Below are 16,762 nucleotides of genomic sequence, written 5' to 3'. Positions count from 1 at the left end.
GGGGAGGACGGAGAGAGAGAACGTGACTGCAGAGCAATGAACGGAGCCCGCCCATGAGCGCCATCGTCGGCTCAAACCGCCTCACGCCCAGGAACATCCTGGCCAAGGCAGGCTTCGCCCTTTCCGTCTTCGTGCTGGTCTCCCCGGCCGTGCTGGTTTTCCTCTGGATGCTGTCGCTCTCGTTCAAGAACGAGGTCGACAACACCGCGTGGCCGCCGGTGTTCATTCCGAGCCCGCCGACGCTGGCCAACTACGTCGACGTCTTCGCCCGCAACAACTTCCTGCTTTACCTGTGGAACTCGATCCTGGTCACGGGCGGGGCCGTGCTCATCGGCCTCCTCGTCGGCGTGCCGGCCGGCTACGGCATCGCGCGCTCCAAGTCCGCCAAGTTCGCCATCCTCATCCTGATCGCCCGCATGACGCCGGCGCTCAGCTACCTGATCCCGCTGTTCATGGCCTTCCAGTGGCTCGGGCTCGTGGGCACCATTCCGGCGCTGATGATCACCCACCTGGTGATCACCATCCCGATCATCGTCTGGATCATGATCGGCTATTTCGAGAACATCCCGACGGAGCTTGAGGACGCGGCCCTCGTGGACGGCTGCTCCACCTGGCAGAGCTTCCGCTACATCGCCTTCCCGCTGGCGAAGCCGGGGCTCGTGGTCGGCGGCATCCTCGCCTTCATCTTCTCCTGGAACAACTTCATCTTCTCCGTCGTGCTGGGCGGCAAGCAGACCCGCACGCTCCCGGCCGCCGTCTACAACGTGCTGACCTTCGAGCAGATCTCCTGGGGACCGCTCGCCGCCGCGGCGCTGCTGGTGACCCTGCCGGTGCTGCTGCTGACCGTGATGGCCCAACGCCAGATCGTGGCTGGCCTGTCCGCCGGAGGCTTGAAGGACGGCTGATCTCCACGCGGGAGCCCACCAGGGCTCCTTGCGCCCGAAACCGACATGTTAGTCCATACCGGCTGAGCGCATCAGCGCCGGCCGAACAAGGAGCTCCCACGTGACGACATCCAAGGATCGGTTCGGCCTCTCGGTCGCGCTCTCCACGCCTTTCCGCCGCGACGCGAGCGTCGATCTCGCGCGCCTCGCCAACCACGCCGCCTGGGTGCTGGAGCACGGGGCCCGCAGCGTCACCCTGTGCGGCACCACCGGGGAGGGCGCCTCCATCGGCCTGAACGAGCGCGCCAAGATGCTCGGCGCCCTGCAGGGCGCCGGAATCGCGACGAGCCAGATCGTGGTCGGCGTGGCGGCAAGCTCGCTGGAGGAAGCGTCCGCCCAGGCCCGCATGGGCTTGGACGCCGGCTGCAAGGGCCTGCTCGTGGCGCCCGCCTTCTACTTCAAGGGCGTGTCGGATGACGGCGTCTTCGCCTGGTTCGCCCGGCTGTTCGAGCGCACCCCCGGCATTCGCGACGTGATCCTGTATCACATCCCCCAGGTCACCGCGGTGGGCATCCCGCCGGTCGTTGTCAGCCGCCTGCGCCAGGCCTTCCCGGACGTGATCGCCGGCGTGAAGGACTCTTCCGGCGAGGCCGCCAACACGGCGAAGCTGCTCGAGGACCACCGCGACCTCGCCATCCTGGTCGGCGACGAGCGCCAGCTCGCCGGCGCCGTGCGCAACGGCTCCCAGGGGACGATCTGCGGCTGCGCCAACTTCATGCCGGAGGTGCTCGCTCCCGTGGCGAACGAGGGCCGCGAGGACCCGCGCGTGAAGGCCGTCGTCGACCTCGTCCTCTCGTTCCCGGTGATGTCCGCCGTGAAGGGCCTCATCGCCCACCGCACCGGCGACGCCGGCTGGCTCGAGGTCTGCCCGCCGCTGGAGCCGCTGACCGAGGGGCAGTTCCGTGATCTGACCGCCGCATTCGACCGCATCATGGAAGCCAAGGCGGCGTGATGACGCTCGTCCGTCATTGCGAGCAGCGCGGCGACGAAGCAGCCCAGGGTGATTGCGCGCGCGCCCCCTGGATCGCTTCGCCTGCGGCTCGCAATGACGGTTGTGAACCGGGAGGCGAGGGGACGCCGCCATGACCGACCGGGTCGAAGCCGAACGGGAGCCCCTCAAGCTGCGCGAGCGCGCCTATGACGCGTTCACGCATCACCTGCTCGCGCGCAACATCCGGCCCGGCCAGTTCGTCTCGCAGCGCGAGCTGGTGGAACTGACCAGCCTGCCGCTTGGCGCAATCCGCGAGCTTGTTCCGCGGCTGGAGGCCGAGGGGCTCATCCGCACCGTGCCCCAGCGCGGCATGCAGATCGCCCACATCGACCTCACCCTGATCCGCGACGCCTTCCAGTTCCGGCTCTTCATGGAGAAGGAAGCAACGGCGCTGTTCGCCACGAGCGCCAGCGACGCCACTTTGCGGCAACTGCGGTCCGCCCACGAGGACATCCTGCGCCGGGCCGCCGAGGGCATCACGCCGGCCCTGGTCGCGGAGGCGCAGCAGGTCGACTGGGGCCTGCACGACCAGGTCATCGATGCGCTCGGCAACGAGATCATCTCGAACGCCTACCGGGTGAACAGCATCAAGATCCGCCTCATCCGCGAGGAGCGCGTCCGCATCCTCGACCGCCTGCTCGTCTCCGTGATGCAGGAGCACATGCGCATCCTGGACGCCTTCGACGCCCGCGACCCCGCGGCCGCCGTGAAGGCTGTGGAGGAGCACATCGCGAGCTCCCGGGCGCGCGCGCTGGGCGTCTAGACGCGTGGGAGCGCGAATCGTGCAATGTCCGGCGACAGCCGCCGGAGTCTGAGCGCCATGCCCACCATCTTCGTCTATGTGGGCGCCGCCCTCGCCGAGATCGCCGGCTGCTACGCCGTGTGGGCCTGGCTGCGGGGAGGCCGCTCCGCCCTCTGGCTGGGCCCCGGCGCCGCATCGCTGGCGCTCTTCGCCACCCTACTGACGTTTGTGCCGACCGAAGCGGCTGGCCGCGCCTTCGCGGCGTATGGCGGCGTCTATATCGCGGCGTCGCTGGGCTGGATGTGGCTGGCCGAAGGCGTGCGCCCGGACCGCTGGGACCTCGCCGGCGCCGGCGTGTGCCTGGCCGGCGCCGCAGTCATCCTGCTCGCCCCGCGCGGGTGAGGGCAGGGCCCGCCGCCGGTCCTTGCGAGCGCAGCCACGAAGCCGCCGCCCCGCGGCTCAGAACGCCTTGAACGTGATGATCGTGTGCGTGTCCACGATATCGGGGATCTGCTGCACCTTCTCGCCCACGAAGTGGCCGATGTCGACCTCGTCGTCCACGTGGAACTTGGCGAGGATGTCGAAATTGCCGGCGGTGGAATAGATCTCCGACGCGATCTCGGCGTCGGCGAGGCGGCTCGCCACGTCGTAGGTCTTGCCCAGCTTGCACTTGATCTCGACGAAGAAGGTCTGCATCGCCCCGTCCCGGTTCGTTGTGGCGGGACCATAGCGCCTGCATGGCCCCGCGTCACGGGCGCCGATCAGGGATTGCCGGCCATCTCGGCCAGCTGCGCCAGGCGTCGCGTCATCGGGCTTTCCGGATCAGCCAGCGGCGCGATCACCGTGAAGTGGTTTTCGCCCTCGAGCGCCTCGTAGCGCGTCATCACCCCGGCGTTGCCCCACGCCTCCGCGATGCTGCGGCTCTGGCGCAGGTATTCGCCGCTCTCGCCGCCGCCAACGACGGCGTCGAACACCTTGCCGCGCGGCGCCTCCCAGAACAGCGGAGACAGCCGCTTCGCCTCGGCGGCGTCGAGCCCGAGCGCCGTGTTCACGCTCGTGCCGACAAGCGGCGCGAGGTCGTAGAGGCCGGATATTCCATAAGCCGCGTGTGCCAGGCCCGGCGGCAGCGCCGGATCCACTTCGCGCCAGCGCGTGGCGAGCATGCAGGCGGCGAGGTGCCCGCCCGCCGAGTGGCCGGCCACCGTGATCGGCCGCTCGAAACGCCGCCACAGGAAGGCGCAGGCCTGCCGGATCTGGTCCACGATGGTCGCCACCGTCACGGCCGGGCACAGGTCGTAGCTCGGCAGCGCCATGGTGAAGCCGCGCGACACGAGGCCCCGCGCCAGATGGCTGAAGGAGGCGCGGTCCAGCCCCTGCCAGTAGCCGCCATGGATGAACAGCACGATCGGCCCCGAGCCGTCGCCGAACAGGTCGAGCTTCGTGCGCTCGGTGGGCCCGTAGGCGAGCCCCAACTCGCCGCGCGCCGTCTCGCGATAGGCGGCCGCGTCCCGCGCCCAGCCCGCGATGAGGCCCGGATGCTCCGGCACCCGAGCCCGGTTGTTGTATTCGGCTTCGTAGTCGATGGTCATGGCGTCTCCCCAGCGCCGGGGAGAATGATCCCAAGCGCGCCGGCGGAGCAAGGGCGTCGGTCGCCGCCGGCGCACAAGCGGCAGGCTTTGTCAGTCCGCCTTGCCGCGCCCCACGCCCACATAGGTGAACCCGCGCTTGCGCAGGTCCTCGGCGCGGTAGATGTTGCGCAGGTCGACCACGATGGGCTCCTTCAGCAGCCGCTTGACGCGGCCGAGGTCCAGCGCCCGGAAGGCGTCCCACTCTGTCACGATCACCAGCGCGTCCGCGCCCTCCACGCAGTCATACGCGTGCGGGGCGTAGTCCACGTCCTTGAGCATGCCCTTGGCCTGCTCCATGCCTTCAGGGTCGTAGGCGCGCACCCGGGCGCCCTGGTCCTGCAGCGCCGTGATCAGCGCCAGCGACGGCGCGTCGCGCATGTCGTCCGTGTTGGGCTTGAAGGTGAGCCCGAGCACCGCGATCGTCTTGCCGCGGACGGCGCCGCCGCAGGCGGCCACCACCTTGCGCGCCATGCCGCGCTTGCGCTGGTCGTTGACGGCCACCACCGTCTCCACGATGCGCAGCGGCACGCCCGCGTCCTGGCCGGTCTTCACCAGCGCCGTGGTGTCCTTGGGGAAGCACGAGCCGCCGTAGCCGGGCCCGGCGTGGAGGAACTTCGGCCCAATGCGGTTGTCCGAGCCGATGCCGCGCGCCACCTCCTGCACGTCGGCGCCCACCGCCTCGCACAGGTCGGCGATCTCGTTGATGAAGGTGATCTTCACCGCCAGGAAGGCGTTGGCGGCGTACTTGATCAGCTCGGAGGTGCGCCGGCCCGTGAACATCAGGGGCGGCGTGTTCAGCGAGAGCGGCCGATAGAGCTCGCTCATCACCTCGCGGGCGTGCGGGTCGTCCGTGCCCACCACGATGCGGTCGGGCCGCTTGAAGTCGCCGATCGCGGCGCCCTCGCGCAGGAACTCCGGGTTGGACACCACCCAGTACTGCCCCTCCGGCCGCGTCTCGCGCAGGATCCGCTCCACCTCGTCGCCCGTGCCGACCGGCACGGTGGACTTCGTCACCACCACGAGCGGGCCGGGATGCGTTTCGGCGATCTCCTTGGCCGCCGCGTACACATAGGAGAGGTCCGCATGCCCGTCGCCGCGCCGCGACGGCGTGCCCACCGCGATGAACACCGCCTCGGCCCCGTCGAGTCCCTCGCGCAGGTCGGTCGTGAACGAAAGGCGGTTCTCCGCCACGTTGGTCTCGACGAGGTCGTCCAGCCCCGGCTCGAAGATCGGCATGACGCCGCGCTTCAGCGCCTCGATCTTGGAGGCGTCCTTGTCCACGCACGTCACCGTGTGACCGAAATCCGCGAAGCAGGCCCCCGAAACGAGCCCGACATACCCTGATCCGATCATCGCGATGCGCATGGAGAAACTCCGTTAAGCTGCGGACCGTCTTAAAGCGACCGCTCCGGGGCGGCAAGGCGCCGGGGTTGGCAACGGCGCGGCTGTTCGCCATTCTCCGCCGCCGACACGGGCGGCAGGGAGCGGCCGCCCCAGGAGAGACGCATGAACAACCCGGTTTTGGTCGAGGTCACGCGCGGGACCATGGTCGAATCGCGCCACCGTGGCGCGGTCGCCGTGATGGACGCGAAGGGCGCGACGGTGTTCGCCGTCGGCGACGTGGCCCGACCCGTGTTCCCCCGCTCGGCCGTGAAGGCCTTCCAGGCGCTGCCGCTGCTGGAGAGCGGCGCCGCGGACCGCTATGGCCTCACCCCCGCCGAGATCGCCTTGGCCGTCGCCTCTCATTCCGGAGAGCCCGCCCATGCGGAGACCGCCGCCGGCATGCTGGCCAAGGCCGGGCGCGACGCCGCCTGCCTGGAGTGCGGCGCCCATTGGCCGATGAACGACCAGGCGGCCCGCGACCTCGCCGCCGCCGGCCGCAAGCCTTCGGCCCTCCATAACAACTGCTCCGGCAAGCATGCCGGCTTCGTCTGCCTGGCCTGCCACCTGGGCGAGGATCCGGCTGGCTACGTGAAGCCCGAGCACCGGGTGCAGCGCGAGGTCAAGGCGGCCCTGGAGGAGATGACGGGGACCGCGCTCGGCGACGATGTCCGCGGTGTGGACGGCTGCTCCATTCCCACCTACGCCATCCCGCTCACGGCGCTCGCGACCGGCTTCGCCCGCTTCGGCGCGGGCGAGGGCATGGGGCCCGAGCGCCGCAAGGCCGCCGAGGGCATCTGCGACGCTGCCGCGGCCCATCCCTGGAACGTGGCCGGCACGGGGCGGCTGGACACGGTGCTGATGGAGGTCTTCGGCCGGCGCGTCTTCATGAAGACCGGCGCCGAGGGCGTCTACTGCGCCGCGCTTCCGGAGCTCGGCCTCGGCGTCGCCCTCAAGGCCGATGACGGCGCCAAGCGCGCCGCCGAATGCATGTTCAGCGCTGTCCTGGCCCGCACGCTGCCGCTCGGCGACGCCGAGCGCGCCCGCCTGGACCCGCACGTGGTCCACACGGAGCGCAACTGGAACGGCATCGAGGTCGGGACCACCCGGCCCACAGGCGCCCTGGCCTAGACCCTCTCCGTCCTTGCGAGGACGCAGCGACGAAGCAATTCGGGGCAGCCCAGGCTCTGGATTGCTTAGCTCCGCTCGCAATAATCGAACCATGACCCGTCGTGGCCGGGCTCGTCCCGGCCATCCGCGGGGCCCGGGCGGGACGGCCAGGAACAGGCGCGCCGCAATCTGACGATGCAGTCGCCAGCGCCCTGAGGCCAGCCCCGCCGAAACAGTCCGCCTGTAAGAGCGGGCGAAAACTATCCCGCCGCGTTCGCCTCGATCCGCACCCCGGCCGGGGCGTTCGCGCCCGGCCTCAGCAGGTCGCCCGTCACGGCGCGCTCATGGTCGAACCCGACCACGGCGCCCTTGGGCGTCTCCGAGAAGGTGTTGCCGCTGATCGCCACCGGTCCGCCGCCTTCGATCACGCTCACTCCCACCCCGACCGGGCAGCGCCGGATGCTGTTGCCGCTCGCTGCAAGGTTTCGCCGGTAGGGACCCCAGCCGAGCAGCACGCCGATGTGCTCGGCGTCCTCGATCACGTTGCAGGTGATCGCCACGTCTCCCTCTGCGCCGACGCCGACGCCGCCTGCGACCTGGGCGGAATAGGGCGGGGCCCGCCGTCGGATCCGGCGCACGACGTTGCCCACGCAGGCGGCGGCGTGCCCGCCTTCCTTCAGGTTGGTGATGGAGATTCCTGTATTGGCCTCCTCCACCACGTTCTGGGCCACGACGCCGCCCTCGAATCCGAATTCCTGGTAGATGGCGACCTCGCCCAGCCGCTGGCAGCTGTTGCCGATCATCTGCACGCCCGAGCCGCCATTGTTGCGGATGGCGCTCAGCGCGCAGTCGCGGATCACATTGCCGCGCACGATGACGTTGGATGCTCGGTAGAGTCCGATTCCGTTGCCGTTCTCGCCCGTCCCGCCCGGGTCCGTGCGGATGCGCGAGATGCGGTTGCCCTCCACCAGCGTTCCGTCGTCCCCGACCTGCGAGCGCCACACGAGCACGCCGTTCGCCCCGCATCCCTCCACGACGTTGTCGCGCAGCGCGAGCCGCGCCGCGTCCAGCGAGAAAACGCCGATGTCGGCCATGCCCGCCACGCGATTCCGCTCGAAGCGCCCGCCGCTGCGTGTCAGCTGAACGCCATTGGAGGGCCCGGCGAGGAATTCGCAGCCGGTCACGTCAGCGAGGGCCACGTCTTCGACCTGCAGGAGGGAAGGGGCTTTGCGCCGCCCCCCGCCGGCTTCGAGCGTCAGTCCCGTCAGCGAGATACGCCTCCGGCCACGCGCTGACAGGATCGGACCGTCGCCATCCGGCGAGAGGCGGGTGAGGCCCGGGGCGCCCTCCAGGGCGGCGTTGTCCGGCAACTCGGCCCCGCTCACGCGGTAGCGCCCGGGCGGCAGAAACAGCGGCAGCCCGCGGCGCGCCGCCTCTTCGAGCGCCCGCGCCAGAGCCGGGCCCATGCCGGGAACATCCGGCTTCAGCCCGAGCGTGAGACCGTCCAGCGCCGGGCGCGCGAGTGCGTAGCCTCCAACTGGAAGCGTGAGGAGGGCGGGCGCAGCGGCCAGCAGCCTGCGACGGGTGAAAGGCATGGGCGAAGCCTCGAAGCGCGGCGATGCTGTCGTGAGTCGGCGCGCTCGGTCGACCGACCAGGACGTGCGATCGGTATTTACGACTACGGGCCGCTACCAAAGTCTTAGGGGTTGAGGCATGCTCAAGCTCGCGTCCGTCAGAGGCGCGCTCGCGTCCGCCAGAGGCGCAAAGGGAGGTTATCGATGCCAAGAATGCAGACCCTTGTCTGGTCCGCCGCATTCGCGCTGCTGACCACCACGGCCTTCGCCCAGAACGTCCCCTCGAACCTCGAAAAGCTGGGCGCCTTCAAGACCACGGGCGCGACCCCCGATATCCCGTTGATCCCGCAGACAGGCTCCAAGGCGGAGGCCATCAAGAAGCACCTCGCCAAGATCAAGCTGCCGCCCGGCTTCAAGATCTCGCTCTACGCCCTGGTGCCGGACGCGCGCCACATGGCCGTCGGCCCGCAAGGGGTGGTCACCTTCGTGGGCACCCGCAAGAACAAGGTCTACGCGGTGACCGATCGCGGCAAGTCCGGGGTCGGGGACGAGGTGAAGCCCTTCGCCTCCACGATCGACCTCACGATCCCGAACGGCGTCTGCTTCTCCAAGGACGGCTTCCTGTTCGTCATCGAGCAGAACCGCGTGCTGATGTTCCCGGCCGCCGAGTTCTTCTACGAGAGCCCGGACGTGGTGGCCGTCCCGATCGTCGCCCAGGGCGAACTGATCCCGAAGGAGGAGGAGAGCTACAACCATACCGCGCGCGTCTGCCGCGTGGGCCCGGACGACAAGCTCTACATCGCGCTCGGCCAGCCCTTCAACGTGCCTGCGCCCGACAAGCTGGACCTCTACAAGAAGTGGGGCATCGGCGGCATCATCCGCATGGACCGCGAGGGCAAGAACCGGGAGGTCTTCGCCACTGGCATCCGCAACTCGGTGGGCATGGACTTCAGCCCGAAGGACAAGACCCTCTGGTTCACCGACAACCAGGTGGATGGCATGGGGGACAAGATCCCGCCCGGCGAGCTCAACCGCGCCACCCAGCCCGGCCAGAACTTCGGGTTCCCCTGGTACGGCGGCGGCAAGGTCCGCACCGTCGAATACAAGGAAGACCAGGTCCCGCAGAACGTCGTCTTCCCGCAGGTCGAGATGGACGCCCACGCGGCCGACCTCGGCATGACCTTCTACACGGGCCGCATGTTCCCGAAGAAGTATCAGGGAGCCATTTTCTCCGCCCAGCACGGCTCCTGGAACCGCACCGACCCGATCGGCGCGCGCGTCATGGTGACCACGCTCAAGGAGGACGGCACGGCGGACAAGACGGACGTTTTCGCCGAGGGCTGGCTGACGCCTGACGGCGAATATCTCGGGCGTCCGGTGGACGTGGCCATGCTCAAGGACGGATCCTTGCTGGTCTCCGACGACTTCGCCGGCGCCCTGTATCGCATCACCTACGAAGGGCGTTGACGCTGGGGCGGGACGAGCCCCCTGGCTGGTCCCGCCACCCTGTGACCACCGCCGTCATCCCCGGCGGCCTGCGCAGCAGGCCGGGAAGGGGATCCAGGGCCGCCGCCGCGGCGCTTGGGTCTCGTCCCGCCCGCGCGCGAGCCGCGGCGGCGGCGTGAACCTTGGAGCCTGCGTTTGAAGATGATCCCCCGCGCCGTCCTCGTGACGGCCATTCTCGTGGCCTGCGCCGCTTCTGCGAAAGCCGCCGATCCCAAGGCCGGGCGCCAGAAGGCGCTGCAGTGCCAGACGTGCCACGGCCTCGACGGCCGCTCGAAACTTCCCGAGGCGCCCAACCTCGCCGGCCAGGTCGAGACCTATCTCGCCAAGGCCCTCAAGGACTACAAGACCGGCGCGCGCAAGAACGACATGATGTCCGTGGTCGCCCCGAACCTCAGCGATGCCGATATCGCCGACCTCGCCGCCTACTACGCGTCCATCGAGGTCGAGGTGAAGCGACCGTAGGGAGCCTCGATGGCAGGCGGGCTGTCCAATGCCATCCAACACCCCGTCTTTGCGAGGAGCGAAGCGACGAAGCAATCCAGAGGGCTTGGCGCGCGCGACCTGCGCTCGTGGCTGCGCTCGCGAGGATCGAACCAAACTCCGTGATGGCCGGGCTCGTCCCGGCCATCCACGCCCCCGTACAGGGTGAGGATCTCGGGGCGCAGCCCGGGGATGACAGCCAGGATGGGCGCGCCTGCACGCCCCGGGGCGCTAAGCCCGCGATGCTCTCTCATTGCTTAGGCTCGCTGGCCCGTCCGGACGCCAGTGTTCACCGCATCCAACCGGCGTGACGCCTGACCGCCGCCAAGCGAGCGCCGGGGTGGAGCGTTGAGGCGGGCCCTCAACGTCGCAGGTCGAGTACGGCCATCATGCCGTTGTCCTCGTGCTCGAGGATGTGGCAGTGGAAGACGAACTTGCCGATCTGGACCGTGTTCCTGAAGGGGATCACCACGGTGAGCCGCCCCCCGTTGGGCGGGACGGGGAACGTGTCGTGACCGGCGAGCTCGGTCACGCCTGCGACGTCGCACGACTGCCCGGCCCCCGCAGGCAGATTCATGAAGCTCATGCAGTCGGCCGCGCTGGCGCCCGTCTTCGGGTCGCCCCATTGCACCGCCGACACCATGAACTTGACCTGGTGGATGTGGAAATTGTGGATCTCGCCGGCGGTGTTGACGATCTCCCAGACTTCCTCGCCGCCGTGCTTCACGCAAACGTCGATGCGGGCCATATCGACAGGCCGCGGCGGGAAGAGCACCACGTCGGGCTTCCCCGTTTCGGCGATGCCGTATCCCATCATGAAGCCGTTGGCGTCCTGGGCCAGCGTGATCACCCGCCGCTGCCCCGGTTTCAGGACGGCATAGGCGCAGGGGTCGATGCGGACGGCCGCGGCCCCGACGCCGCCATGCGCGTGCAGGCGCGGAGCCCCAGACGGCGGCGCCAGCGCGGGCCTTGCGGCCGGCGCCGCGGTGAACGCGCCCCCAAGCGGAGCGGCCATGACCTTCACGGGCGCAAGCGGGACCTTGGGCTCCAACTTCACGGCCTGGGCCTGCACGGCGGGCTGGCTTGCCGCGGTCGCGACGGGAGCCGCCTCGATCTCGATCAGGTCCGCAGCCGGCCAGGTGTCGCCGGCCGGGCCCGTGTTGTAGCCGAGCGTTTTCAGCATCCAACGGCCGCCCTGGGGAGGCGCTGAGATCACGAACTCGGCCCGAGCGGCCGGCATCAGCAGCATGGGCAGCGGGTCGGCCCCCGACACCGCCACGCCATCCTTTGCGATCAACTGGACCTTGGGAAGCGGCGCCGGCCCCTCGATCGCCAGCCTGTAGGTCACGTCCGAGCCGACATTGGCGAGCCGGATCAGGCGCGTCTCCCCGCCCTGCATGCGCAGCAGCGGCTTCACGGCGCCATTGGCCGTGAACAGCCACTTCTTGTCCGGCTCGGGGCAATCCCCGTTGGGGGCTGCGGCGCAGAACACCGGCGGGGCGTCCTGCCGCTCCACGATGCGCCAGTCGGCGCCGTTGCGCTGCACGATGATGTCGCGGAGCATCACGAAGTGCCGCCGCAGGTTGGCGCAGTTGGTCACGGCGCCGCCGCCGTCCTTGCATTGCGCGTAGTCCTCCACCGCGCCTGGGGCGATCAGGCCGGAGAGGCCATGGGCCAGCTGGTTGCGGCTGAGTCCATGCGGATGCGGGTGATACCAGAACAGGCCGGCGCGCGAGATTGGCTTGCCCCCCGGCATCTCGATCGGGCCGCCAGGGATGCGGATCGCGTAGTCGAAGGCGCCATAGGCGTCCGTGACGCCCGGCATGGCGGGCTGGGGCGGAGTCGCCACGGGAAAAACACGCACGAAGACGTTGTCGCCATTGCCGAGCGGCGAGACCACCATCCCGTGCGTGTGAAGGTTGGTGACCTGCGGTCCCGTCTTGCCCGTGTGGGGGTCGAGGACGTCCGGCAGCCGGTTCTCGAGGTGGACCTTGAGGGTGTCGCCAACATTGGGCCGCAGCACCGGCGGGAGCAGCGTGCCCTGGCCGGGCTTCGCGGGGTCGTCGAGATACGTGTAGGCGTTCGACACGCGGATGAGCTCGACGCCCGCGCCGCCCTGGGAGACCCGAGGGATGACCACCGGCCGTTCGGCGGCCGTCAGCTTCACCCTGAGCTCCGGATGGGAGCCGCCGATCGGCGGAGCGCTGCAGATGGCAGGCTGCTTCGGGGCGCCATTCGCGAAATCGCCTTCTCGACTCGTGCAGATCGGCGGATCCGCCAGCTCAACCTGGGCTGCGAGCCCGGAAGGCGCCATGTAAGCAAAGAAAGCGAGGACCAGCTTGAGGCGGTGAGCGAAACAGCTCCGACGCACGATCATGGGCGCCTCTCAGTGAATTATTAAAAAACAATGATCAGGCAAACATAGGGAAGGCCAGCCGTCAACGGCCAAGCGGGGCTGACTGGGCTACGCTACCCGCCCAGGCCCACCAGCACGGCGATCTCCTCCGCCGCCACCGTGGCCGAGACGAGTCCGTCAGCCACGCCGGACTCCAGGTCCGGCAAGCGGGCCTTCACCTGCGGGTCGTTGCGAAGCCGGGCGAACAGGCGGTCCTCCACCATCGCCCACATCCACTTCACCTGCTGGGCGCGGCGGCGCGTCGCCAGCTCGCCCGTCGCCGTCAGGCGCGTGCGGTGGTCCTCGATCTTCGCCCAGAGGTCGTCGAGCCCGATGTTGTCGAGCCCCGAGATCGTGACGACAGGCGGCGTCCAGGTGGCCGACTTCGGCGCCAGGATATGCAGGGCGGCCCGGTATTCCGCGGCCGCGGCCCGGGCGCGGGTCTTGCCCTCGCCCTCGGCCTTGTTCACCGCGATCATGTCGGCGATCTCGATCACGCCCTTCTTGATGCCCTGCAGCTCGTCGCCCGCGCCCGGCAACATCAGCACCAGGAAGAAGTCCGTCATATCCGCGACGGTGGTCTCGGACTGCCCGATGCCGACGGTCTCCACCAGGATAACGTCGAACCCGGCCGCCTCGCACAGCAGCATGGTCTCGCGCGTCTTCGCCGCCACGCCGCCCAGCGTGCCGGAGGACGGGGAGGGGCGGATGAAGGCGTGCGGGTCGACCGCCAGCCGCTGCATGCGGGTCTTGTCGCCCAGGATGGAGCCGCCGGTGCGCGTGGAGGAGGGGTCCACCGCCAGCACGGCCACCTTGTGGCCCGCGGCGGTCAGGTTCGAGCCCAGCTTGTCGATGGTGGTGGACTTGCCGACCCCGGGCACGCCCGTGATCCCGACGCGGATCGCCCGGCCGCAGCGCGGCAGCAGCCGCTGTACGAGCGCCCGCGCGGCGGCCTGGTGGTCCGCCCGGCGGGACTCGATCAGCGTGATGCCCCGCGCCAGCGCCGCGCGCTCGCCCGCGGCGATCCGGGCGGCGAGGTCGTCGATGTCGGGCGGATTCGCGGCGGGCGTCATCGCCAGCAGGCTTACGACGGCGCCCGGACCCGTTCAACCGCTGCGGAAGTCGGGGCTGTGGCCCCGGCGCCGCGCTCGCGCGGATTCGCCTCTCCGCCGGATTGCGCGCTCAGGTTGTCGCTTGTACGACTCTTGATCCTTTTTGGGCGGGGGCTTGGCGATGCGGGCAGGCGCATTCGGGACGGCGGTGAGGCAGGCGCTGGCTTGCGCCGCGCTCGCCCTCGCGCTCGCCGGGTGCGGCGGCGGCCCGCGGGTCGGCGTGCTCGAGCCTGTGGCGGCCCTCGTCCCGGGGGCTAGCCCCGAAACCATCTTCGTCGCCACCACCCGCCAGCGCCGGGACGCCACGCCGGCCGAGATGTTCGGCGGCGCCCGCGCGCCGTCGCTGGATTACGCGCACCTCGTGGTGTCGGTCCCGCCCAATCACAAGCCGGGCGAGCTGGAATGGCCGGCCAGCGCCAAGGGTGACCCGAACGTCAGCTTCGCCACCCTGGAGCGCAATTTCGTCAACGACGCCGGGTTCATGGCTGGCGTCCGCAAGGCGGTGCAGGCCCGGCCGCCCGGGCAGCGCACCATCCTGGTCTTCATCCACGGCTACAACACCACCTTCGACGAGGCGGTCTACCGCCTCGCCCAGATCGTGCACGACTCCGGCTTCAAGGGCGTCCCCGTCCTGTTCACCTGGCCCTCCAAGGGCGCGCTGCTGGACTATCCCTACGACCGGGAAAGCGCCGTCTATTCGCGCGACGACCTCGAGGCCACCCTGCGCCAGCTCGCCCGGCAGTCCGGCGCCACCCAGGTCGATCTCCTGGCCCACAGCATGGGCAACATGCTGACCATGGAGACCATGCGGCAGGCCGCCATTCGGGGCGATGGCCGCTTCGGCGGCAAGCTGGGCCAGGTCATGCTCGCCGCCCCGGACATTGACATCGACGTCTTCCGCAAGCAGCTGAGCGTCATCGCCCCCCTCAAGCTGCCCATCACCGTCTTCGTGAGCCGGGACGACAAGGCCCTGAAGGTCTCGCAATTCGTCTGGGGCGGTCAGCGCGCTGGCGCCTTCGTGGTGTCGGATCCCGAGATGGCCGAGCGGCTCCGCGCCAGCAACATCACCGTCTATGACCTCTCCGACATCAAGACGAGCGACGACCTCAATCACGGCAAGTTCGCCTCCTCGCCGCAGGTGGTCCAGCTGATCGGCCGCCGCCTCGCCAGCGACAACGGGATCGCAACGCGCGGCCCGGGGCTGGGCGAGGGCGTCATGATGCTGGGCACGAAGCTCGGCTCCACCATCGGCGGCGCGGCCGGAACGGTGGTGGGCGCCCCGGCCAGCATTCTGGCGGGCGAGTCGCCCACGTCGGTCCTGGAGAACGTGGCTCGCTGAAGGAGGGTGTGGCCAAGCCGCCTCACCCCACCACAAACAACGGCGAAAGGGCGCCCCGTCCCATTTGCGACACGGTGGGCTGCGAAAGCGGAACCGTGGAGCTGCGTCCCGCGCCGTTAACGCTCGGTTAAGCGCAGGGGAGCGAACTGGGCGGGGGCCGTCGAAGGCAGCGCGGCCCTTTCGTGAGATCCGGGAAGGGGTTGCCGTGCCGTCTTGCACGAAGGGATTAGCCGTTTCGAGGCGCCGCCGCGCGCTGCGCGCCACCGTGGCGCTCGGGATGGCTCTGGCGGTGGCCGGTTGCGGCGCCAATGCCGGCGGCCTCGCCGGCGTGTCCGCCATGCTGGGCTCGTCCCAGACGGAGCAGGGGCGCGTCGAGCGCCTGTTCGTGGTGTCCACCCGCAAGCCCGAGAGTGGCGAATCCGCGCGCGTGCCCCGCTACAACGTCTCGACGGTCACCATCCCGCCGGGCCACGCCCCCGGCGTCATCGAGCGACCCAGCTTCACCCCGCAAAGCCGCAGCCGGCATTTCACCATCGCGGGCGAGCGCAAGATGGGGGCGGACGCCTTCCAGCAGGAGATCGCGACCCAGCTCTCCGGCCGCGTCGGCGTCAGCCGTGACGTGCTCGTCTTCGTGCACGGCTTCAACACCAATTATGACGAAGCGCGTTTCCGTCTCGCGCAGATCGTCAACGACTCGGGCTTCACCGGCGTGCCGGTGCTCTTCACCTGGCCCTCGCGCGCCCAGATTCTCGCCTACGGTTCCGACAAGGAGAGCGCCACCGCCTCCCGCGACCATCTCGAGAAGCTGATCGAGGACCTCGGCCAGGCGCCCGGCGTCGGGCGCGTGCACATCATGGCCCACTCCATGGGAACCTGGCTCGCCATGGAGGCCCTTCGCCAGGCCGCGATCGGCGGCAAGGCCAGCCTCGGCGGCCACCTGGGCGAGGTGATGCTCGCCGCGCCCGACATCGACCTGGAAGTCTTCCGGGCCCAGATGAGCAGGCTGGGCGACGTCGCGCGGGTCTCGGTTTTCGCCGCCGCGGACGACCGCGCGCTTTCCGTGTCCAGCACGCTCGCGGGCGACCGCACCCGGCTCGGCGCGCTCGACCTCAACAACCCCCAGCACGTCGAGGAGCTGAAGGGCCTCAACGTCCGGGTCTATGACCTTACCAAGGCCAAGGGCGCGTCGGACATGTTCCGCCACGTCACCTTCGCGGAGGCTCCCACGGTGGTGCAGTCCATCGGCGCCCAGCTCGCCACCGTGCGGGTGGAGGACAAGGGCCTGGAGGACAAGCAGGCGCAGTCCTACGTGGACCCGCAGGCGGGCGCGCCGGCCCCGGTCTCCGGCGACGGCCTGCCGCCCGCCATGCCTGCGGCCGTCAGCTCCGCACCCCTGGCCGCGCCGGGAGCAGCCCCGGCGCCCGCCACCGCGATCCGCTGAGCCGGTCTCCCGCTCTCCTCGTCATTGCGAGGAGCGAAGCGACGAAGCAATCCAGGAGCCGCCGAGGCTCTGGATTGATGCGATCCAACATCCGTCATGGCCGGGCTCGACCCGGCCATC

At 69.8% G+C, this 16,762-nt stretch carries 15 protein-coding genes; 9 read left to right on the top strand and 6 right to left on the bottom strand.

Annotation, left to right across the window (positions count from 1 at the left end; all coding sequences use genetic code 11):
• Positions 1-53 precede the first annotated feature (53 nt).
• From SLNSH_RS16050 to SLNSH_RS16035, 4 genes are all read left to right on the top strand, one after another.
• Positions 54-905 carry a carbohydrate ABC transporter permease gene (locus tag SLNSH_RS16050; RefSeq protein WP_106338026.1) on the top strand — a complete coding sequence of 284 codons (852 nt, stop codon included), beginning with the start codon at positions 54-56 and terminating at the stop codon, positions 903-905.
• A 100-nt stretch (positions 906-1,005) separates the two neighbouring features.
• Positions 1,006-1,896 (top strand): dihydrodipicolinate synthase family protein, encoded by an 891-nt coding sequence (locus SLNSH_RS16045; protein ID WP_106338025.1) that lies wholly within the window; start codon positions 1,006-1,008, stop codon positions 1,894-1,896.
• A gap of 130 nt (positions 1,897-2,026) precedes the next feature.
• Positions 2,027-2,698 (top strand): GntR family transcriptional regulator, encoded by a 672-nt coding sequence (locus SLNSH_RS16040; protein ID WP_106338024.1) that lies wholly within the window; start codon positions 2,027-2,029, stop codon positions 2,696-2,698.
• A gap of 57 nt (positions 2,699-2,755) precedes the next feature.
• Entirely contained in the window at positions 2,756-3,079 is a 324-nt protein-coding gene (locus SLNSH_RS16035; protein WP_106338088.1) for a YnfA family protein, read from the top strand.
• Between the two features lie 57 nt (positions 3,080-3,136).
• Here the strand turns inward: SLNSH_RS16035 and SLNSH_RS16030 are convergent, their stop codons facing one another.
• The 3 genes from SLNSH_RS16030 to SLNSH_RS16020 all read right to left on the bottom strand — a co-directional run bounded on the left by SLNSH_RS16030 (position 3,137) and on the right by SLNSH_RS16020 (position 5,670).
• Complete coding sequence (locus SLNSH_RS16030) at positions 3,137-3,373, bottom strand: Lrp/AsnC ligand binding domain-containing protein (RefSeq protein ID WP_106338023.1); 237 nt, start codon at positions 3,371-3,373, stop codon at positions 3,137-3,139.
• A gap of 65 nt (positions 3,374-3,438) precedes the next feature.
• Positions 3,439-4,266 carry an alpha/beta hydrolase gene (locus SLNSH_RS16025; RefSeq protein WP_106338022.1) on the bottom strand — a complete coding sequence of 276 codons (828 nt, stop codon included), beginning with the start codon at positions 4,264-4,266 and terminating at the stop codon, positions 3,439-3,441.
• A gap of 90 nt (positions 4,267-4,356) precedes the next feature.
• Complete coding sequence (locus SLNSH_RS16020) at positions 4,357-5,670, bottom strand: UDP-glucose dehydrogenase family protein (protein ID WP_106338021.1); 1,314 nt, start codon at positions 5,668-5,670, stop codon at positions 4,357-4,359.
• 141 nt (positions 5,671-5,811) lie between these two features.
• Between SLNSH_RS16020 and SLNSH_RS16015 the strand changes: the two genes are divergently transcribed.
• Positions 5,812-6,816: an asparaginase gene (locus SLNSH_RS16015; RefSeq protein WP_106338020.1), complete on the top strand. Its 1,005-nt coding sequence runs from the start codon at positions 5,812-5,814 to the stop codon at positions 6,814-6,816.
• A gap of 239 nt (positions 6,817-7,055) precedes the next feature.
• Here SLNSH_RS16015 and SLNSH_RS16010 read toward each other — a convergent pair whose 3' ends face one another.
• Positions 7,056-8,390, bottom strand: coding sequence for a TIGR03808 family TAT-translocated repetitive protein (locus tag SLNSH_RS16010; RefSeq protein ID WP_106338019.1), 1,335 nt, complete (start codon positions 8,388-8,390; stop codon positions 7,056-7,058).
• A gap of 192 nt (positions 8,391-8,582) precedes the next feature.
• Between SLNSH_RS16010 and SLNSH_RS16005 the strand changes: the two genes are divergently transcribed.
• Both SLNSH_RS16005 and SLNSH_RS16000 read left to right on the top strand, forming a co-directional pair.
• The gene (locus SLNSH_RS16005; protein WP_210202524.1) at positions 8,583-9,836 is read left to right on the top strand and encodes a PQQ-dependent sugar dehydrogenase; all 1,254 of its coding nucleotides are present in this window, start codon (positions 8,583-8,585) and stop codon (positions 9,834-9,836) included.
• 180 nt (positions 9,837-10,016) lie between these two features.
• A complete protein-coding gene (locus SLNSH_RS16000) occupies positions 10,017-10,337 on the top strand; it encodes a c-type cytochrome (protein WP_106338087.1) in 321 nt (106 codons plus the stop codon).
• A gap of 379 nt (positions 10,338-10,716) precedes the next feature.
• Here the strand turns inward: SLNSH_RS16000 and SLNSH_RS15995 are convergent, their stop codons facing one another.
• Positions 10,717-12,522 carry a multicopper oxidase family protein gene (locus SLNSH_RS15995; RefSeq protein WP_158266777.1) on the bottom strand — a complete coding sequence of 602 codons (1,806 nt, stop codon included), beginning with the start codon at positions 12,520-12,522 and terminating at the stop codon, positions 10,717-10,719.
• 302 nt (positions 12,523-12,824) lie between these two features.
• Positions 12,825-13,823, bottom strand: a complete 999-nt coding sequence (meaB, locus tag SLNSH_RS15990; RefSeq protein ID WP_106338016.1) for a methylmalonyl Co-A mutase-associated GTPase MeaB — start codon at positions 13,821-13,823, stop codon at positions 12,825-12,827.
• 160 nt (positions 13,824-13,983) lie between these two features.
• Here meaB and SLNSH_RS15985 point away from each other — a divergent pair, with 160 nt between their 5' ends.
• A complete protein-coding gene (locus tag SLNSH_RS15985; RefSeq protein ID WP_106338015.1) occupies positions 13,984-15,201 on the top strand; it encodes an alpha/beta hydrolase in 1,218 nt (405 codons plus the stop codon).
• A 277-nt stretch (positions 15,202-15,478) separates the two neighbouring features.
• The gene (locus tag SLNSH_RS15980; protein ID WP_106338014.1) at positions 15,479-16,642 is read left to right on the top strand and encodes an alpha/beta hydrolase; all 1,164 of its coding nucleotides are present in this window, start codon (positions 15,479-15,481) and stop codon (positions 16,640-16,642) included.
• Positions 16,643-16,762: the final 120 nt, after the last annotated feature.

Origin of the sequence: Alsobacter soli, assembly GCF_003004785.1 — a bacterium.
Taxonomy (GTDB): Bacteria; Pseudomonadota; Alphaproteobacteria; order Rhizobiales; family Beijerinckiaceae; genus Alsobacter; species Alsobacter soli.
Note: the sequence above shows the minus strand (reverse complement) of the source record. Positions and strands in the feature narration are given on the sequence as shown.